General features: G+C 31.6%; 13 protein-coding genes. 6 read left to right on the top strand and 7 right to left on the bottom strand.

What is annotated here, in order from left to right:
• Positions 1 to 355: 355 nt before the first annotated feature.
• Entirely contained in the window at positions 356 to 1570 is a 1215-nt protein-coding gene (locus E1J38_RS04560; protein WP_133355624.1) for a succinylglutamate desuccinylase/aspartoacylase domain-containing protein, read from the bottom strand.
• The gene (locus E1J38_RS04555) at positions 1560 to 3410 is read right to left on the bottom strand and encodes a CBS domain-containing protein (protein WP_133355625.1); all 1851 of its coding nucleotides are present in this window, start codon (positions 3408 to 3410) and stop codon (positions 1560 to 1562) included. Before E1J38_RS04555 ends, E1J38_RS04560 begins: the two co-directional genes overlap by 11 nt.
• 197 nt (positions 3411 to 3607) lie before the next feature.
• Between E1J38_RS04555 and rnpA the strand changes: the two genes are divergently transcribed.
• The 3 genes from rnpA (at position 3608) to E1J38_RS04540 (ending at position 6576) form a co-directional block, all read left to right on the top strand.
• Positions 3608 to 3979: a ribonuclease P protein component gene (gene rnpA / locus E1J38_RS04550; protein ID WP_133355626.1), complete on the top strand. Its 372-nt coding sequence runs from the start codon at positions 3608 to 3610 to the stop codon at positions 3977 to 3979.
• An 18-nt stretch (positions 3980 to 3997) separates the two neighbouring features.
• Positions 3998 to 5632 (top strand): S41 family peptidase, encoded by a 1635-nt coding sequence (locus E1J38_RS04545; RefSeq protein ID WP_133355627.1) that lies wholly within the window; start codon positions 3998 to 4000, stop codon positions 5630 to 5632.
• 77 nt (positions 5633 to 5709) lie between these two features.
• A complete protein-coding gene (locus E1J38_RS04540; protein ID WP_133355628.1) occupies positions 5710 to 6576 on the top strand; it encodes an OmpA family protein in 867 nt (288 codons plus the stop codon).
• Here E1J38_RS04540 and E1J38_RS04535 read toward each other — a convergent pair.
• The 3 genes from E1J38_RS04535 to rpiB are packed head-to-tail and all read right to left on the bottom strand — an operon-like array spanning position 6573 to position 8419.
• Positions 6573 to 7016: a GNAT family N-acetyltransferase gene (locus E1J38_RS04535; RefSeq protein WP_133355629.1), complete on the bottom strand. Its 444-nt coding sequence runs from the start codon at positions 7014 to 7016 to the stop codon at positions 6573 to 6575. The two genes, E1J38_RS04540 and E1J38_RS04535, sit on opposite strands and share 4 nt — an antisense overlap.
• 50 nt (positions 7017 to 7066) lie before the next feature.
• Positions 7067 to 7984, bottom strand: coding sequence for a cation diffusion facilitator family transporter (locus tag E1J38_RS04530; RefSeq protein WP_133355630.1), 918 nt, complete (start codon positions 7982 to 7984; stop codon positions 7067 to 7069).
• Positions 7985 to 8419 carry a ribose 5-phosphate isomerase B gene (gene rpiB / locus E1J38_RS04525; protein WP_133355631.1) on the bottom strand — a complete coding sequence of 145 codons (435 nt, stop codon included), beginning with the start codon at positions 8417 to 8419 and terminating at the stop codon, positions 7985 to 7987.
• A 626-nt stretch (positions 8420 to 9045) separates the two neighbouring features.
• Here rpiB and E1J38_RS04520 point away from each other — a divergent pair.
• The 3 genes from E1J38_RS04520 to E1J38_RS04510 all read left to right on the top strand — a co-directional run bounded on the left by E1J38_RS04520 (position 9046) and on the right by E1J38_RS04510 (position 12384).
• Entirely contained in the window at positions 9046 to 11286 is a 2241-nt protein-coding gene (locus E1J38_RS04520) for a ribonuclease R family protein (protein WP_133355632.1), read from the top strand.
• A 48-nt stretch (positions 11287 to 11334) separates the two neighbouring features.
• Positions 11335 to 11631, top strand: a complete 297-nt coding sequence (locus E1J38_RS04515) for a heavy metal-binding domain-containing protein (RefSeq protein WP_133355633.1) — start codon at positions 11335 to 11337, stop codon at positions 11629 to 11631.
• Between the two features lie 81 nt (positions 11632 to 11712).
• Complete coding sequence (locus E1J38_RS04510) at positions 11713 to 12384, top strand: head GIN domain-containing protein (protein WP_133355634.1); 672 nt, start codon at positions 11713 to 11715, stop codon at positions 12382 to 12384.
• A gap of 166 nt (positions 12385 to 12550) precedes the next feature.
• Here E1J38_RS04510 and E1J38_RS04505 read toward each other — a convergent pair whose 3' ends face one another.
• Both E1J38_RS04505 and E1J38_RS04500 read right to left on the bottom strand, forming a co-directional pair.
• A complete protein-coding gene (locus tag E1J38_RS04505) occupies positions 12551 to 16279 on the bottom strand; it encodes a glycosyl hydrolase (RefSeq protein ID WP_133355635.1) in 3729 nt (1242 codons plus the stop codon).
• Between the two features lie 70 nt (positions 16280 to 16349).
• Positions 16350 to 17687: a T9SS type A sorting domain-containing protein gene (locus E1J38_RS04500; protein ID WP_133355636.1), complete on the bottom strand. Its 1338-nt coding sequence runs from the start codon at positions 17685 to 17687 to the stop codon at positions 16350 to 16352.
• Positions 17688 to 17905: the final 218 nt, after the last annotated feature.

Here is a 17905-nt window from a genome sequence, read left to right as displayed (position 1 = left end):
CTTTGGGGACTTTCATTACTTGAAGTGGAATGATATCTTTACCATTAACGGTTTACTGGGGTGTGAAAGAATTAAGAAAACCATCACATGGTCTATAAAGGATTCTCTACTTATTTCTGAAAATTATTATCATTTTAGGATTACTTTGGGTTCCTATATCATATATGTTTGCTGGTAACCTTTCTTTCTCGTTCTCAGAAAAAGAAACATTCCAGGGAGGACAAGACGCTATATGTTGGTTTTGGCGGTTAAGTTATGGTATTGCCTTAGGAACTATTTCAACAATATCTGTTTACTGGATATCACTCTTATTTAAAAAAGAAAAAACTATCGATAACAACTAATTAAAAAAACTTTAGAACTTTCTATACCATTTTTCTTTTTTATACATTACCGTTTTAGCCACTCGCTCTCTATTATTAAGCCTTAAATGTGTTTCGTCTGTATGTCTGCTTCGGTAACCTAACAAATGGAAAATGGCTTTGGCATAAAACTTTGTAACTTTTAAGTTTACTTTTAAAGTACCTTCTTTTCTATTTAACCATGAAATTCCGGGTAACAATACAAGCAAGTTATCTACTCTTATTCGTCTTAAAAATGCCGATAACCTTAAAAAAAATGGTTTAATAGTTCTTATGATAAAAAACCCTTCGCTACCTTGTTTTTGATATAATGGCATAAAAATAATTCCATTCCGTTTTGAAAACACATTAGTGCCATTGCTAACCGCTAAAGGAACTCCTTTTTTTATAGTCTGAAAACTTTTAAAACCATTTAACATTTTAAATTGTTCATCCTTTTCTATTTTGTGTAAATGAATAACCTCTAAAAAACTTTGATGATTCATGGATTGGGTTTTTAGTTGGTTAAAACAATTGTTAAAATCATTTACGTCATCCTTACTCAATACACCAGCAATAACCAAGGCCATTTTTAAAAAAGCAACACTATTAGTAACAGCTTGTGACTCGTCATGTTGACCAGATTCAAAACCTAAAGACACATAACCTAATTGATTCACATAACTCAATAAAGGACCCGTTAAATATTCTTCTATACCTAACACAATAGGTACTGGAAAATGCTTTGAAAACTTTCTATTTATCAAGGCATCATTAATGGTAATAAATGGTAGTGTTTTACTAGAAGTTGTATGCAGATCAATAAAATAAAAAGGAGGATTTCCTGTTTCTAAAATGTTGTTTAAAATATCTAACAAAACAACAAGTTCTTCTTCATCAGGGTTTAAATGAGTCTTTTGTTTTATAGATACTATATTTTCAGGTGTCCAAAGGCGATTTAAATCGTTGTAAATAAAACGTTGATTGTTTTTAAGTGCTTTTAAGTTTCCTGAGATGGCGTAAATTGTCCCTTTTACAATTTTTGAACTGATTGTTTTTAAAATAGATTCAGCAGCAAAAACACCCGCAGTTTCGTTTCCATGAATTCCTGCGAAAATCACAAATGTAGGTCCTGGGTTTTCACCTAGGACCTTACCTATAAATCTTTCAACTTGTATAGTTTCATTCAGCGCTTTGCTATAAACCTCTAACATTCCATTAAAAATCATTTAAAGTAATTAAACCTATTAGTTCTCCTTGATTAACAACTGGCAAACTACTTATCCCATGTTGTTCCATTAGATCTTTTGCCTCCTTTGCTGGCGTATATTCTTCAGTAGTAATAATATCTGTTTTCATAACACTACCAACACTACTGTTTAATTTTTTTGGTATATCTAAATAATTTTTAACATCATTCCAACTAATTAAGCCTATTAGTTTTCTATCACCGTCAATAACTGGCATATGATGAATATTCTTCCATTTCATAATATTTAAAACCAATTCTACGCTATCCTTTTTGCCAACTGAAAAAATATCGGCACTCATAATATGTTTAACAACGCGCTGGTCTTTAAATCGAGATTCTGTACTATGGTGTAACATACCCCATGTAGACACTGGATATCCTTTTTGTTGTTTTTCATACATACAAGCCGTTAATACTTGCATAGCTTCATAACGCTTGTGGTTTTTAAGTAAATTCCTATAATTTCTAGTTAACCATTCAGAGCCATTATTATTATGTACTCTATTTTTAATAATTTTTAGATAGTACTCTGCATCTTGAGGAGAAATACCAACTTTATACAAACCTTTATAAGCCATTGGCAATAGTTCATTTACAATTAAATCGAAACTAGAAACATATTTTCCGTCCCAATAAAACTGTGTAGCCATACCATATCGGGCGGCATTAAAGAAATTGGTTTTAACATCTTTAAAATCCCATTGTTCATGGATGTTTTCATATTTTTTAGGTTTTCCAAGCATAACACCAACCCAAAACATAAGATTTGCTATTTCGTCTTTTATAGTTGGTCCAGACGGAATATACCTATTCTCTATTCTCAAGTTTGGCTTGCCATCCATAACACCATAACAAACTCTATTCCATGGGTATACCGTGCTATTATGAATTCCTAAAGCTCTTAATTTAGGTATTTCACCTCTGTTAAGCATTTCAATACTGTCTTTAATAAAACCTGTAGTCATAAAGCTTCTAAATCTTGAAATGTTGTCCTTAAAAATATCTGTTATAGATCCTGTTTGCCAACGGTTACCAAAACTAACTCTAGATTGTTTTTCATTTAATAAAAAAGAATTAGCTCTGGTATCAACACTTTGCGTAAATAAGGCTATTCTTGTTTCGCTCCAAAGTTCCTGGCCAAATAACAATGGTGAATTGGTACAAGCACTTAATATAGGGCCTGAAATGGCTTGAGCCCAATTATAATTGTCTATAAAATTATTTGGCCCCATTTGTAAGTGCATTTGGAAACTGGTGTTACAACCTTCTAGCATAACAGAATCACTTAACAAATTGAGCTCATCTACCCCTTTAATATGAATATCAAAGTTTTGGCGTCGGTGACTCTTTAAGGCATTGTTTAAAACGGCATAACGCTCTACTTCGGTCATGTTTTGCTCATCGGCGTTTTTCACAGTTAATGAAGGTAAAATACCTGTTAAAATTATTCTAATTCCTTTTTTAGATGCTACCTCTCCAGCTTTTTCTAGTAATGACTTCAACTGACTATACATCTTTGAAAAACACGCGCCTTTTAAATCTTGAGCATCTAAGTTAATTTCTAGGTTATAGTTGCCTATTTCGGTAGTAAAATGCTCATCATTAATAGCTTCCAGAAGTTCTAAAGATTTATTCTCTGGTAAAAATTGCTCATTTACCAAACAAAATTCCTGTTCGGCTCCAACCCTAAGAGAACCTTCTTCTATTAAACCTCTTTCAATCATTAAATCCAGTGCCTTAATATCATTTAGTAAATGATAAATATAGTTGGCTCTGTCTTTTTTGTTCTTTAGTTGTATTATATTAAATTCTCCCATGATACTATGTTTTAAGACGCTTTAACCAAGCTAAGTTAGCTCTGAAACACCGCTTAAACTATGATTTATATCATAATTAAATGAGTTATAAGCAATCTTATAATGTAACATTAAAACTTATAAAAACTCTAAAAAATAACTTTATGTCTTAGTGATTTTTTTATTTTTCTACCTTTGAATACTAAAACGAACCCAACTTGAATTTCTCTTTCGGTAAAAAAGAAAAACTAAAAAGCAAAAAGCTCATAGACCAATTGTTTAAAGAGGGGCAATCGGTGTCTGCTTATCCTCTACGAATGGTGTTTTTAGAAACTTCTTTTGAAGATGATCTAATTGCTAAAACCGGTGTTTCGGTCAGCAAACGTTATTTTAAAAATGCTGTAGACAGAAACCGTATAAAACGTTTAATAAGAGAAGCTTATCGATTAAATAAACCTCACTTTTTTAACAAGATTACAACACAATATGCGTTAATGATTTTGTACATTGGTAAAGAAAAACCCTCTTTTAAACAAGTAGAAACTAAAATGAAAGTGTTGTTTGATAAGTTTTCAAACAAAATCTTATAATAAAAATTTACATTCCCAATGAAAAAAATTCTCAAAAATAAACTTGTGTTAATAACAATGGCAGCAACCATTTTTTTTAGCACTACCGCTTTTAAAAATGACTTCTTTGAAATAGCCAAACAAATTGAAATATTTACGACACTTTTCAAAGAGCTCAACATGAATTATGTTGACGAAACCAACCCCGGAGATTTAATGGATACAGCTATTAAAAGCATGTTGGCAGATTTAGACCCCTATACCAACTTTATGAATGAGCAAGACGTAGAAGCTGCCAGAATAAATAATACCGGAGATTATACTGGCATTGGTGCAAAAGTGAAAACTTTTAAAGATAAATTGGTAATAGTTGAGCCCTATAAAGATTATCCTGCAGATAAAGCTGGGCTAAAAGCTGGAGATGAGATAATAAAAGTGGGGAATACAAACATTGAAGATTATAAAGAAAATAGTGGAGATTTACTTAAAGGAACACCAGGCTCTAAGGTAGAAGTAACCTATAAACGTCAAGGTAAGATAGCAACTGCCACCATTGAAAGAGCTGAAGTTGAAATTAAAGCCGTTCCCCATTTTTCTATGGTTAATAATAAAACAGGGTATATTGTTTTAAGCAAATTTAATAATAAAGCATACAAAGAAACTAATTATGCCTTACGCGACTTAAAAGCTCAAGGAGCTGAACATATTATTTTAGATTTACGTGGAAACCCAGGTGGATTACTAAATGAGGCAATTAAAATAGTAAACTTATTTGTACCTAAAGGACAATTGGTGGTAACCACAAAATCTAAAGTTAAAAAGTATAATAAAACATATTATACGCAAGGCGAACCAATAGATACTGAAATTCCTTTGGTTGTTTTAATTGATGGTAATAGTGCCTCGGCTAGTGAAATTGTTTCAGGATCTTTGCAAGACTTAGATAGAGCTGTTATTGTAGGTTCTCGTAGCTTTGGAAAAGGTTTAGTACAGCGCCCAAAACCACTTACTTATGGTACGCAGGTTAAAATTACCATTTCAAGATATTATACCCCATCAGGACGTTGTATTCAGTCTCTAGATTATTGGAACAGAAATAACAAAGGTGAAGCAGTACGTGTGAAACAAGAAAATTATAATGAGTTTAAAACTAAAAACGGACGCAAGGTGTTTGATGGTGGTGGCGTATTTCCAGATGTGGTTTTTAACTCTTCTAAAAATTCAACCATTACCAATGCTATTTTAAACAACAATCTTATTTTTAATTTTGCTACAGAGTATTATTACAATAATAACATTGAAGATATTAATGGTTTAAAGTTAAATGATAACGATTTTTCTACTTTTAAAAATTTTTTAAAAACCAATAATTTTTCATTTGAAACTGAAACTGAAACTGCTCTTTATAAAGCTTTTGAAACTGCTACAAAAGAAGAGTTAAACGATAATATTGAAAACGATTTTAATACCTTAATTAAAAACTTAAATCGTTCTAAAGAAGATGTAATAACAGAAAACAAAACGTTTTTATTAGAACTTTTAACAGAAGAAATTATAAAAAGATACGTGTATAGAGAAGGGTTGTATGAGTATTATAAAATTCATGATCAAAAAATAAAAAAAGCCACAGAGATACTTAATAACCAATCTACATACAATAGCCATTTAAAATAATATAAAGGTAGAACACTTATAAATAGTGTTAATTATTTAAAAATAGTATCTTTATATACTTGTTTTTTTATCCTACTATGACTAAACGATTTGTTTTTGTTTTATTAATTGTTTCATTAACAAATATGTTGGTTTTTTCTCAAAAAAACCTAACTCATGAAGTTTATTTTGATACCGATAAATATGATATCCCACCAACAGAAGAAAGTAGACTTTTACTCTTTATTTCAAGCCTAAATGAAGTTGAAATAAAATCTATTGCCATTTTTGGTTTTTGCGACGATGTTGGAGCACCTTCTTACAACTTAAAATTATCTCAACAACGAGCTAATGCTATAAAAACTACTTTCTCGGAAAATGAAATTAGTGAAGATTTAATAACTCATGTTGATGGTAAAGGAGAGATTTTATTAAAAATTATTGAAGAAAAAAATATAAACAAAATTCGTGGTTTAAATCGTAAAGTTGAAATTATAGTAAATCCTAATCCTCCTATTTTACCTGAAAAAGTAGAAGAAATTCCAAAAGTTGTTGAGCAAAAGAAAGATGTTCCAAAACAAATAAAAGGAAAGTTAAAAGCTGGTGATAAGATAATTTTCGAAAATATTCTTTTTAAAACGGGGTATGCAACCGTTTCTCCAGAATCTAAAAAAAACTTAGAATCTATAGCTAAAGCGTTGGTAGAGCGAGATGATATTTATTTTACTATTCAAGGGCATGTGTGTTGTACACAATTTAGTAGAGATGCGGTTGATAGGAAAACTAAAAAACGTAATCTTTCTGAAGCTAGGGCAAAATATATTTACGAGTATTTTGCAAAAAAAGGTGTTAATAAAAAACGTATGCGTTATATGGGTATGCGGAGAAAATTCCCTTTAGGTGGCGACCCTAAATACGATAGACGTGTTGAAATATTAATAACTTATGTTGCTGATGAAAACTAGTTTTTTATCATAGCTATGTGCGGAATATCATCTTCAAGGTACTCCTCACCTACTTCCTTAAAACCTAAATAATTGTAAAACGTTTTAAGATAAACCTGAGCAGATATTTTAATTGTATTGACATTACAATAAACCTTAATAGCATTTATTGAAGCTTCCATAATCTGATAACCATAACTATTTTGTCGATGTTTTTTAGCTACCAATACCCTACCAATACTAGCTAAATCAAAATAATCTCCGGGCTTAAAAATACGAGTATAAGCAACCAAATCACCTTCTTTAAAACCTAAAACATGAATTGCTATTTTATCTTTACCATCAATATCTTGATAGATACAATCTTGTTCTACTACAAATACTTCACTTCTTAATTGAAGTAATTCATAAAGCTCTTGGGTAGTTAATTCTGAAAATAACTTAGTTTTAATTTCTAACATAAACATTTAAGTGAGATCCTTAAATAAGTTCAGGGTGACAAACTACTTTGTTAATCTTGAACAATTACATCTTTAGCATCTACCTTGCCAAATTCTGGTTGTATATTAACATGGTTAATTTGATATTTTTTAAAAACCAATACCTCTATCTCATTTAAAATCTCATCAAATTTAGATAAGGTAATATCTTTATTAAAATCTATATGTGCTTCAAAATGTATTTCATCTTCATTTAACTGCCAAATATGAACATGGTGTACGTTTTTTATAGAATCAAAATTATTTAATTCATTCACTATTTGTTTTACCGGAATATTATCTGGTGTAAAAAGCATAAGTACTTTTGTAGATTGCTTTAAAAGATCAAAACCCATCCATATTAAGTAAAGCGCTATTAATAAGGTAAGTACACTGTCTACCCAAAACATCTCATAATATTTCATTAATAAACCACCTATTAAAACTGCCACACTTGCCATCATATCAGTAAATAAATGAAGATAAGCACTTTTAATATTCATATTTACTTGAGAGTCCTTTTTTAATAACAGTACACTTAAACCATTACCAAGAATAGCTATAGCAGATAACCAAATAACTAGATTAGATTCTATTTTCTGAGGATTTGCAAAACGTTCTACTGCTTCTACTATCAATAAAATAGCAATAACAATTAAAGAAGCAGCATTTATAAATGCTGCTAAAATTTCAGCACGTTTATATCCAAATGTTTTTTGTAATGAGGCTTTTTTCCTAGCTAATTTATTAGCCCAATAACTTATAATAAGAGAAATTACATCACTAAAATTATGAAGTGCATCACTTAAAAGAGATAAACTACCAGATAATAAACCACCTATTACTTGAGCAGTGGTTATTATAATGTTTAAAAAAATAGATATAAGAAGGTTTCTACCTTTTAAACTGGTATGTGAATGATGATGATTATGGGTATGTGAATGACCCATTTAACAAGATAACGGTATTTTATCTATTCTCTTTTTATGACGCCCTCCTTCAAATTCCGTATTTAAAAAGGTTTCAACCATTTGAATAGCTTGAGGTATAGCAGTAAATCTAGCTGGTATACATAAAACATTAGCATTGTTATGCCCTCTAATCAATTCTACTATTTCTTTATTCCAACATAAACCAGCTCTTATTTTTTGGTGTTTATTAGCAGTCATAGCCACACCATTTGCACTACCACAAATTAAAATTCCATATGTAGAAGTTCCATTTTCAACATCATGAGCAACAGGGTGCACAAAATCTGCATAATCCACACTATTATCATCATTGGTACCATGGTTTATTACCGTAATACCTTTTGATTTTAAAAATTCTACAATAGCAAATTTATAATCTGTTCCGGCATGGTCATTTCCTATAGAAATAGTCATAATTAAATTTATGTTTTAAACTTTTAACAAAGGTAATAATATTAAATATTGTGGATGTTATTATTAATTACTTGTTAATAACTGTTCATTATTTTCTAAAAAATAAAATTGCAAAATTTATTAATTTTTACAAACCAAAATGTTCTCTTAACATCCAAATAAGTTTATGTAAATTTTTAGTTAAGTTATCAGCACTAAAAAGTATAATTATAAGCTATGTTAACTTAAATAGTTATTAAAAAATAACTGTTAAATTAGATTATAAACAATTGTTAATAGTAAAATATAAAGTACTTAAAAATTAATAAATTAACCTTATTAATAGCTGTTAATTAACTATCAATAAACAACCATAAAATATATTTCAAAATAAAAATAAAAAAAGTTATCAGCCTTATTAACACACTATAATAACCATTAATTTATTTTTAAATTTTTTAAAAGAAAAAGTATTATAATATATTATGTTCATAACCTTATTTATTTGAATTTAACTTTATATAAATATGTTTTAATATTAAAAGTGTAGCTTTGTATTAAATAAATAGCGCACCTTCTCCAGAAACAAAGCTATTTTGTAACAGAATTTCCAGTAACTTCGGAAATAGAAATGATTAAAAAAATAAATGAGTAGAAAAAGAAAAGGGAAACCCGGAAAAAAGGGTATTCAAAACTTAACAAATTCAATATTAAGTATATTAAAAAAAGATAGAAACCAAAGCTTTAATTATAAACAAATAGCTGCTAAGTTAGGTGTTAATGATGCTAGTAGTAGAAATCAAATTATAAAAACATTAGCTAAACTTGCTATTAAAGAGGAAATACAGCAAGTAGAGAGAGGTAAGTTTAAAGCTGTTATCAATACAGAATACCATACAGGTGTTTTAGATTTATCTTCAAGAGGATCTGGATATGTTATTTGTGATGCTTTTGATGAAGATGTTTTTATTGCTTCTAATAATATAAACAGAGCTTTACATGGTGATGAAGTTGAATTTTATCTATACAAAAGAAGAAAACGTGGTAAACTAGAAGGAGAGATTGTTAATATTATTAAAAGAGAAAAAAATGAGTATGTTGGTGTGATTCAAATACATGAAAAGTATGCATTTGTAATTCCTGATAGTTCAAAAATGTATAAAGATATTTTTGTTCCTATAAATAAAACTTTTAAAGCAGAAGAAGGTGATAAAGTACTTGTAAGGATTGAAGATTGGCCAGAAAATGCAGATTCTCCTTATGGTAAGGTTATTAAAGTATTAGGGAAACCAGGAGAACATAACACTGAAATACATGCTATACTTTCTGAGTATGGTTTGCCTTACGAATTTCCTTATGAAGTTGAAGAATATGCCAATAAGTTAGATACCTCTATAACAAAACAGGAAATTACTAAACGTAGGGATATGCGTAAGGATTTAACCTTTACCATAGATCCTAAAGACGCTAAAGATTTTGATGATGCCTTATCATTTACTATTTTAGAAAATGGTTTATACGAAATAGGAATTCATATTGCAGATGTATCACATTACGTAAAGGAAGGTACTGTTTTAGATGAAGAAGCTTTTGAGCGTGCAACTTCAGTGTATCTAGTAGATAGAGTTGTACCTATGTTACCGGAGGTATTATCTAATAATGCCTGCTCTCTAAGGCCACATGAAGAAAAATATACCTTTTCTGCTGTTTTTAAGATTAATGATAATGCTGAAGTTAAGGATCAATGGTTTGGTAGAACTGTTACTTATAGCGATGCTCGTTTTGCTTATGAAGAAGCTCAAGCTATTATAGAAAATAATGTTACAATTAAGGCAGAGGAAGTGTTTAATATTGATAAAATTATTACTCAAATTCCTAAAGAAGTATCGTTAACTGGAAAAACTTATAGTACTAATCCAGCAATAGCTCAAGCTATTTTAAAATTAAATACCTTGGCGAAAATTATGAGAAGAAAACGCATGAAAAATGGTGCTATTTCTTTTGATAAAGTAGAGGTTAAATTTAATTTAGACCAAGACAATAATCCGGAAGGTGTTTATTTCAAAACCAGTAAAGAAGCCAACAAACTTATAGAAGAGTTTATGTTGTTAGCTAATAAAAAAGTGGCTGAGTTTATTGGTAAACAAAATCCAAAGAAAACATTTGTATATAGGGTTCATGACGAACCCGATGTTAGTAAGTTAGCGGCACTTCAAAACATTGTAACTAGGTTTGGTTATAAACTAAATTTTAAAGATAGAAAATCAACCTCAGCATCATTAAACAGTTTATTATCTGATGTTGTTGGAAAAAAAGAGCAAAATCTAGTAGATACCTTAACTATTAGAAGCATGAGTAAAGCTGAATATACAACACATAATATTGGTCATTATGGGTTGGCTTTTGATTATTATTCACATTTTACGTCACCTATTCGCCGTTATCCTGATGTGATGGCACATAGATTATTACAGCATTATTTAGACGGCGGTAAATCTGCTAATGAAGAAGTTTATGAAGAAAAATGCAAACATTCTAGTAATATGGAATATTTAGCAACCAAGGCAGAGCGTGATTCTATAAAATATATGCAAATTCGTTTTATGGAAGATCATAAAGACCAAGAGTTTTTAGGTGTAATTTCAGGGGTTACAGATTGGGGTATTTACGTTGAAATCATTTCAAATAAATGCGAAGGGATGGTAAGTATACGTGATATTACGGATGATCATTATGCGTTTGATGAAAGTCAGTTTGCTTTAATAGGAAGGCATTCTAAAAACATGTATCAATTAGGTGATGAAGTGGTTGTAAAAGTTAAAAACACTGATTTAATAAAAAAACATTTAGATTTTCATTTGGTTGGAAAATCTGGAGATTTGGTGTAACATTTTATTTAAGATGCTAACTAATTAAAAAATTAAAAAATTGAAAGTATGATACTAACAACAACAGATTCTATAGAAGGATATAAAATAGAAGCTTATTTAGGTATAGTAACAGGAGTTTCTACAGATATAAAAAAGAAGTATTCCTTTCGCACAGATAAAAATTTAGAAATTACTTCAGATATTATTAATAAAGCTAAAGAAGAAGCTTTTCAAGATTTAAAAACTAATGCTTTAAACTTAAAAGCAAATGCAATTGTAGGTATTAGTTTAGATGTAGAAACATCATCAGGTGTTTACTTTTTTGTTTCAGTTACAGGAACAGCTGTAAGAATAGCTATATAACTATTTTTTTATAAAGTTTATTCATAAAGGAATAATTCTTGATAGTTTTGCGTTCTATCAATAATCTATAATAATTAATCCATGAAACATTTATCTATAATAACAGTATTTCTTTTTACTTCAATAGTATTCTCTCAGAATAAAATTGAAAAGGAGATAGGAGAATTTAGTGAGTTAAAAGTGTATGATTTAATTAATGTTGAATTAATAGAATCAAAACAAAATAAGGTAATAATTACAGGTATTAATACTGAAAACGTACTTATTAATAACAAAAATGGAACCTTAAAAATTAAAATGAATCTAAAGGAAATTTTTGATGGTAATGAAACTCAAGTAAAGTTATATTACTCAAAAGTTGATGTGATAGATGTTAATGAAGGTGCTACAGTAACATCTGAAGATAAGATAAAACAATTTGAAATAGATTTAAAAGCACAAGAAGGCGGAAAAATTGATGTTAAAATTGATGTTACTTACGCTAATATCAAATCGGTTACAGGAGGTGTAATTACATTAACAGGTAAGGCTAAAAGTCAGGATATTTCTTTATTAACAGGCGGAAAATATAAAGGAGCTGAATTAAAAACCGATAAAACGGAAGTAGCTGTTAGAGCTGCAGGAGAAGCTCATGTAAATGCTAAAGATTTGGTGGATATAAAAATACGAGCGGGTGGCGATGTGTTTGTTTATGGCAATCCAAAAACAGTTAATGAAGATCGTGTTTTTGGAGGTAGAGTAAAAAGAATGTAAAAGATATTTTATTCACACTTAACCTATACATATTCATTTTAATCAATTGTAAACACATACACAAACCAATATAAAACAAGCATTTAAAAAAAGTAACAAATTTAGTTAAACAAAAAGGCACTTATTTATAAGTGCCTTTATCAACAAACAACTAAACTAAACAGTTTTACTGCTTAATAAGTTTGATACTACTTGTTCCTGAATCTGTACTAATTTGTGCAAAGTACAATCCCGAAATTAACTGCGAAGCATTAATAGACGCTTCATTTTTATTTGGCTTTAAAGACATGACATTTTTACCTAGTACATCAAATACTTTTATAGATTTGATATTAGCGTTTTGTGTTTTTACGGTCCAACTGTATTGAGTTGGATTAGGAAACACTTTAAACTGCTGTTTTTCAAACTTTTGTGACGATAGCGTTGCAACATGTTGTACATCATCAAAATAAAATGTAGAGGTTGCTGTTCCATCGCCAAGGTTACCAAAATCAAACATAAATGCCAATCTATCAAAAGCAGTTATACCTAACCCAGAGAAATTCCAGCTTAATGTTTCCCATTCTCCTGTTTTAGTGGTAACTCTATCTAGGTCATATGCACTTACTGCAGGAGAGCCTTGTTCTAATTTCATTTTTACAGTGGTTCCAATAGGAGCGTCTGTCCAAATTTTAAGTGTAATATATCCCTTAGTGGAGAAGTTTAAAGGTTCGTTTAAAGTTAATTTAGAACCTGCCCAAACAGCGCCGCCATTTCTAACTATTTTAGCTAGGTTAGCACTAGAGTTTCCAATAGTTCGTGGGCCCGAAACAGCTTCTACAGTTCCTGTGCCACCATCAAAGTCTTCAAAATCAGCAGTAACAGGTGTTGTTTCAAAATCGAATGGTAATCCTGTATTTTCTACGGGGGGTTCACAAACATTTGAGTTGTATGAGAATGTCATCCGGCCTATATTAACCTCACCATTAGAGACTCCTAATCTTAAAACGTGGATTCCTGCTGTTAAGTCTATAGTTGTTGCTTTTGAACTCCAGTTATTCCAATCTCCTGTATATGCAAAAGCAATATCTGAACTAATTTTTATACCATCTACTTCAAAATAAATAGGACCGCCTCCACTCGTGTTTCCTGAAGTATACCTTATACTTAAATTATAACATCCGGTGGTTGCTACATTTACAGTGTATTCCATCCATTCGCCACCAGAAAGCCAGCCTACAGTGTCACCTTCTCCAGCTACGCTTTTAGCATCTACATATTCTGTTGGTCTAAAACCACCTTGGTTGTCTATAGATCCATCAAAATAAGCTATGTTTTGGCCATTTCCGCCTTCATAAACATCATAATGACCAGCTTCAATGGTTCCAGGAATTGTAGAGGCTGTACCAGAATATGGTACTTGGCTTCCTATTTGAATGCTTACAATGTTTGTAACATTAAAGTTCGTTCCAGCATAAACTTTTGCATACACATTATGAATACCAAATGGTAGAGTTCCTGTATTCATATTGTATGGTGTTGTAGTATCTTCTCCTAAAAGGGTATTGCCATTATAAAACTCGACTTTGGTGATATTGCCTCCTGTAGTGGTTACGGTTAGGATAGCACTATCATTTTCATCACCTTCTGAGATGTTTGATGTTATGGTTCCAGAAACATTAACGTCTTTATTAGTAGCCATTGAATTGGCTGGTACATCTAACATAAAACCATCTGAAAACGTTATTATGATAGGAGTATCTGAATAATTGTGCCCCACATAGGTTTTGTCTCCTGCGTCATTAAATACTGCTGCTATAGGATGATTAGCAGTTATAGTAGCATCTAATTGTCCCATGGCATTCATAGCGTGTAACCAATGGTAGGTTTGTGCATCAGAAACACCAAATTTTAAAACCCTATCAGGGTCAGCGTTATAAAGCGATATGGCTTCAGCAGGGTCTAAAAATGATAAATACTTCCAAATGGTATCGTGCCATAAATTTGGATTGGTATCATTTGGATTTAAAATTCCTGTAAACGCCTTTAGTTCGTTCCATATCTTTTGAACATAAGCTGTATTTTGTCCTAGATATAAAGATCCACCATGCATGGGGTATAGCTCTATACCGTAAGAAGCTGCAATATCTGATGTCCAAAAAGTCCCATTATCATAAGAATTTCCCCAAACACGAGACACCAAGCTATATTGAGATGTTGGAAAGATTCTTTCGTTCATATCAAGCCAATACTCTTCTACTGCCGTTTGCTCTGTTGTATATAGGTAAATTCCAAGGTCTCTAATAGTGTCATTTCCAGTAATTGAACCCCAGTGAATTAAAGAGGAGTTAAACTGCATACTTTCTGATGTTGACTCCTGGTCGTTTCCTTGCGGAAATGATGCAAAACCATTAGCCCAGCAATGTCCGGCATAAGGACTAAAATTTCTTAAGAATGGAAATTGAGTGTCACTTCTGTTAGAAGAAGCAGCATCCCTAACTAATAAATTTACCATATCGCCCCATTGATCCGCCCAACCAGGTTCAAACTGTTCCATGAAGGCTGCTGCATGGATAAAGTATCCCCAATGAAAATGGTGATCATTAATATTGTTATCTTGCCCATGTCCTGCCGGATAACCCAACATGGCAGACCAATTGCTATTATAGTAAAACAAAAATGCCACCTCACCAGATTGATAGGTTAACCAGTCTTCCAATCGCTCTTTAATAGTTGCCACCATTTTATCTCTAGCAACCGTATTGCCCATTTGATCAGCAATTCTTGCGGTTTGTATTAAACGATTCATTACCTGGCCTTCGTTATAAGAGTCCGTCCAAGTTGCTAAAGCATCATTTTCAATTTGAGATATTTTCGTCTGTAGGTCTGCTGGACTAAAACTGTCGCTGTAGTTTGCTAAGTAGGGAAGGGTGGGAAGTATCCCTTTAAAAGTATTTTCAACTGTAAACGAGTTTCCTACTAAAGTTTTTAAATCACCTCTTACACTATCATAAGTATATCCATTAGGTACTGGAGAACCAGAAGCCAAATTATCCCATTGATGCGGTAATAAACCTTGAAGTATATTGGTGTTAACTACCGAACCGTCTTTCACATCAACCGCTGTATTAAAGACTGTTGTAACCTTGGATGTACTTTCGTTAAAACTCCAGGCTACTTCTGTATTTGTAGGAAATACATAGGCGTATTTTTTATATTCATTAGCCACAGTGTTAACGTTGGATGCGGTTAATGGAATCATGGCCATAGACCAATAATTGTTTCCATTTAGCGTAGAAGTATAGGTGTTTCCATTTTGCGTCCAGGTACTGCCTACAGGAGCATAAATAGCAAAATCTCCACCATTCCTAGCATCAGTAACCGTAATCATTTCACCCGAAACGTTTACTGTTCCAAGGTTTATGGTAATAGAAGCAACTTCTGTATTTTCCTTTTCAAAATAAATAAATGGCATTCCTATACCCGAGGTAGCTTTGAATTTGCTTGACCAATCCATAGTCACAGTCCAATCAGAATAATCTGAAACGGTAGTTTGGCTGGCATTTAGACCTTGAACTCCAACAATAATTGGTTGTTGATCATCAATAACGCCCCATGGAATATAGGTTACCACCACACCTTGATTAACTGTTTTCATAGTCATGGGATAGTTAAACAGATTATCTGCTGAACCATTTTTTATCAAAGCAGACCACCAATCATTTGTAGGAACAGGTTTTCCTGAAGCCGTTCCAGATATGAAAGGAGTACCTGAAGGAAATCCATTTCTTCCGGCAGAGTCCGTTCCAGGGAATGTTGTTGTATAACTACCATTGCCAACTGCAACTTGTGAATGGGCTGTGATGGCAATAATAAACAATAATACAAACACTAAGCTTGATATTGGCGCTTTCATGGCATTTAGTATAGTTTAATAAAAAAGGTGCCTGAAAAAGCACCTTTTCGAATAATTATTATTACAAACTCTATTGCTTTACTAGCCTTAATGTTTGTTGTCCTTGTTGAGTTAAAATGGTTGCAAAGTAAAGTCCTGTTTTTAATTGTTTCCCGCTTATATTTGCTTCGCTATCATTTGGTGATGTTGTTAATACATTTTTACCTAAAACATCATATACTTTAATGGTATTAATAATCTCATTTTTGGTTTTAATGGTCCAACTATCTTGGGTTGGGTTAGGGAAAGCCTTGAAGGACTCTAATTTTAAATCATCCGTTCCTAAGCTAGCTAAAGCTCCCATTTCTATATTATCGAATTGAAAATCTCCACCTGGAACAGTAGTATTATTCTCTATATCAAAAAACACAACCAGTTTAGTATTATTTGTCGACGTATTACCTGAAACATCATAAACTAATTTCTGCCAATTCCCCACATCTGTGTAAGTTAAATCAAGATCAACCACGGCGCCTCCTTCAAGTTTAAATTTAACAGGTACAGTACTTGAACCTCTTACCATAATTGAAAAACCTCTGTCTCCAGATGATAAATCGAATCCATCTGCAACAGTTTTCTCAATATGAGTATATAAATTAGTATTTATACCTGACAATTGTGCCACATTGGCCGAGGTATTTGGAGCTGTCTGATCTGGATTAGCGATTGAAGTTAATGTTCCTCCATCTCCACCAACACCATAATCACCTAAACCTGATTCAAAATCATCAACGAATGAAGCAACAGGTGGACCTGGTATAACAGGATCCAAAACTTTATCACCACCCCATGTAATATTATCTATATGTAAAATGCTCTCAGTTGCTCTAGTAGCTCCTTGGTCACAAGTCCAATCTGTAAATATAACAAGCTTACTAACATTAGATGCATCAATTGAAAAGTTAAAGGTAATCAGTTGCCACTCGTTAGCAACAGTTACTGGTATTGTAGCGCCATCAGTAAATCCAACAACAAGACCACCTGTAGAATTAATTAATTGCATTCCAATCCTACCAACTGTTGATTTATGTACCATCATACTAAGTGATGTATTACTAGGAACCCCAGAATCTAAATCCCAAGTACCTATAGTGCCGTTATCAGTTTCAAGACCTGCAGCACAACCTCCGCCTGGAGCTGCGAGTGGTGGTGTAACTATTTTTAACACCTTAGTCGTAGCATCTGTGTTAACACCATTGGCTTGAGGATTAGTAACCACCTCTGATGGGGGATTTGAATTAAAAGAAGTCCAAAGAGATGCATCGCTACCTACATTTCCGTCTTCGAAGTCTATAAGGTAGGTTTGTTGTTGAGCGAACCCCAAAGAAATAGTGATAAGGGTTAATAAAAACGTAATTTTTTTCATCATAAATAGTTTTAAATAATTAATAATGTATTATAAGTTGTTGTTTCTCAAAGTTAAATGGTCTATTTAAAGAATCCTTATTTTACACCCATACAAAATACATACACTTTAATATTTATTGCTTTTATTTATTAATATATCATAAAAGCCCTATTTCTATTAGTTTATTACGAGCATGAAATATTCGATTTAATAGGTGTAGTCAAACATTTACAGCCAAT

The organism is Seonamhaeicola sediminis (genome assembly GCF_004358095.2).
In the GTDB taxonomy this organism is placed as follows: domain Bacteria; phylum Bacteroidota; class Bacteroidia; order Flavobacteriales; family Flavobacteriaceae; genus Seonamhaeicola; species Seonamhaeicola sediminis.
Note: the sequence above shows the minus strand (reverse complement) of the source record. Positions and strands in the feature narration are given on the sequence as shown.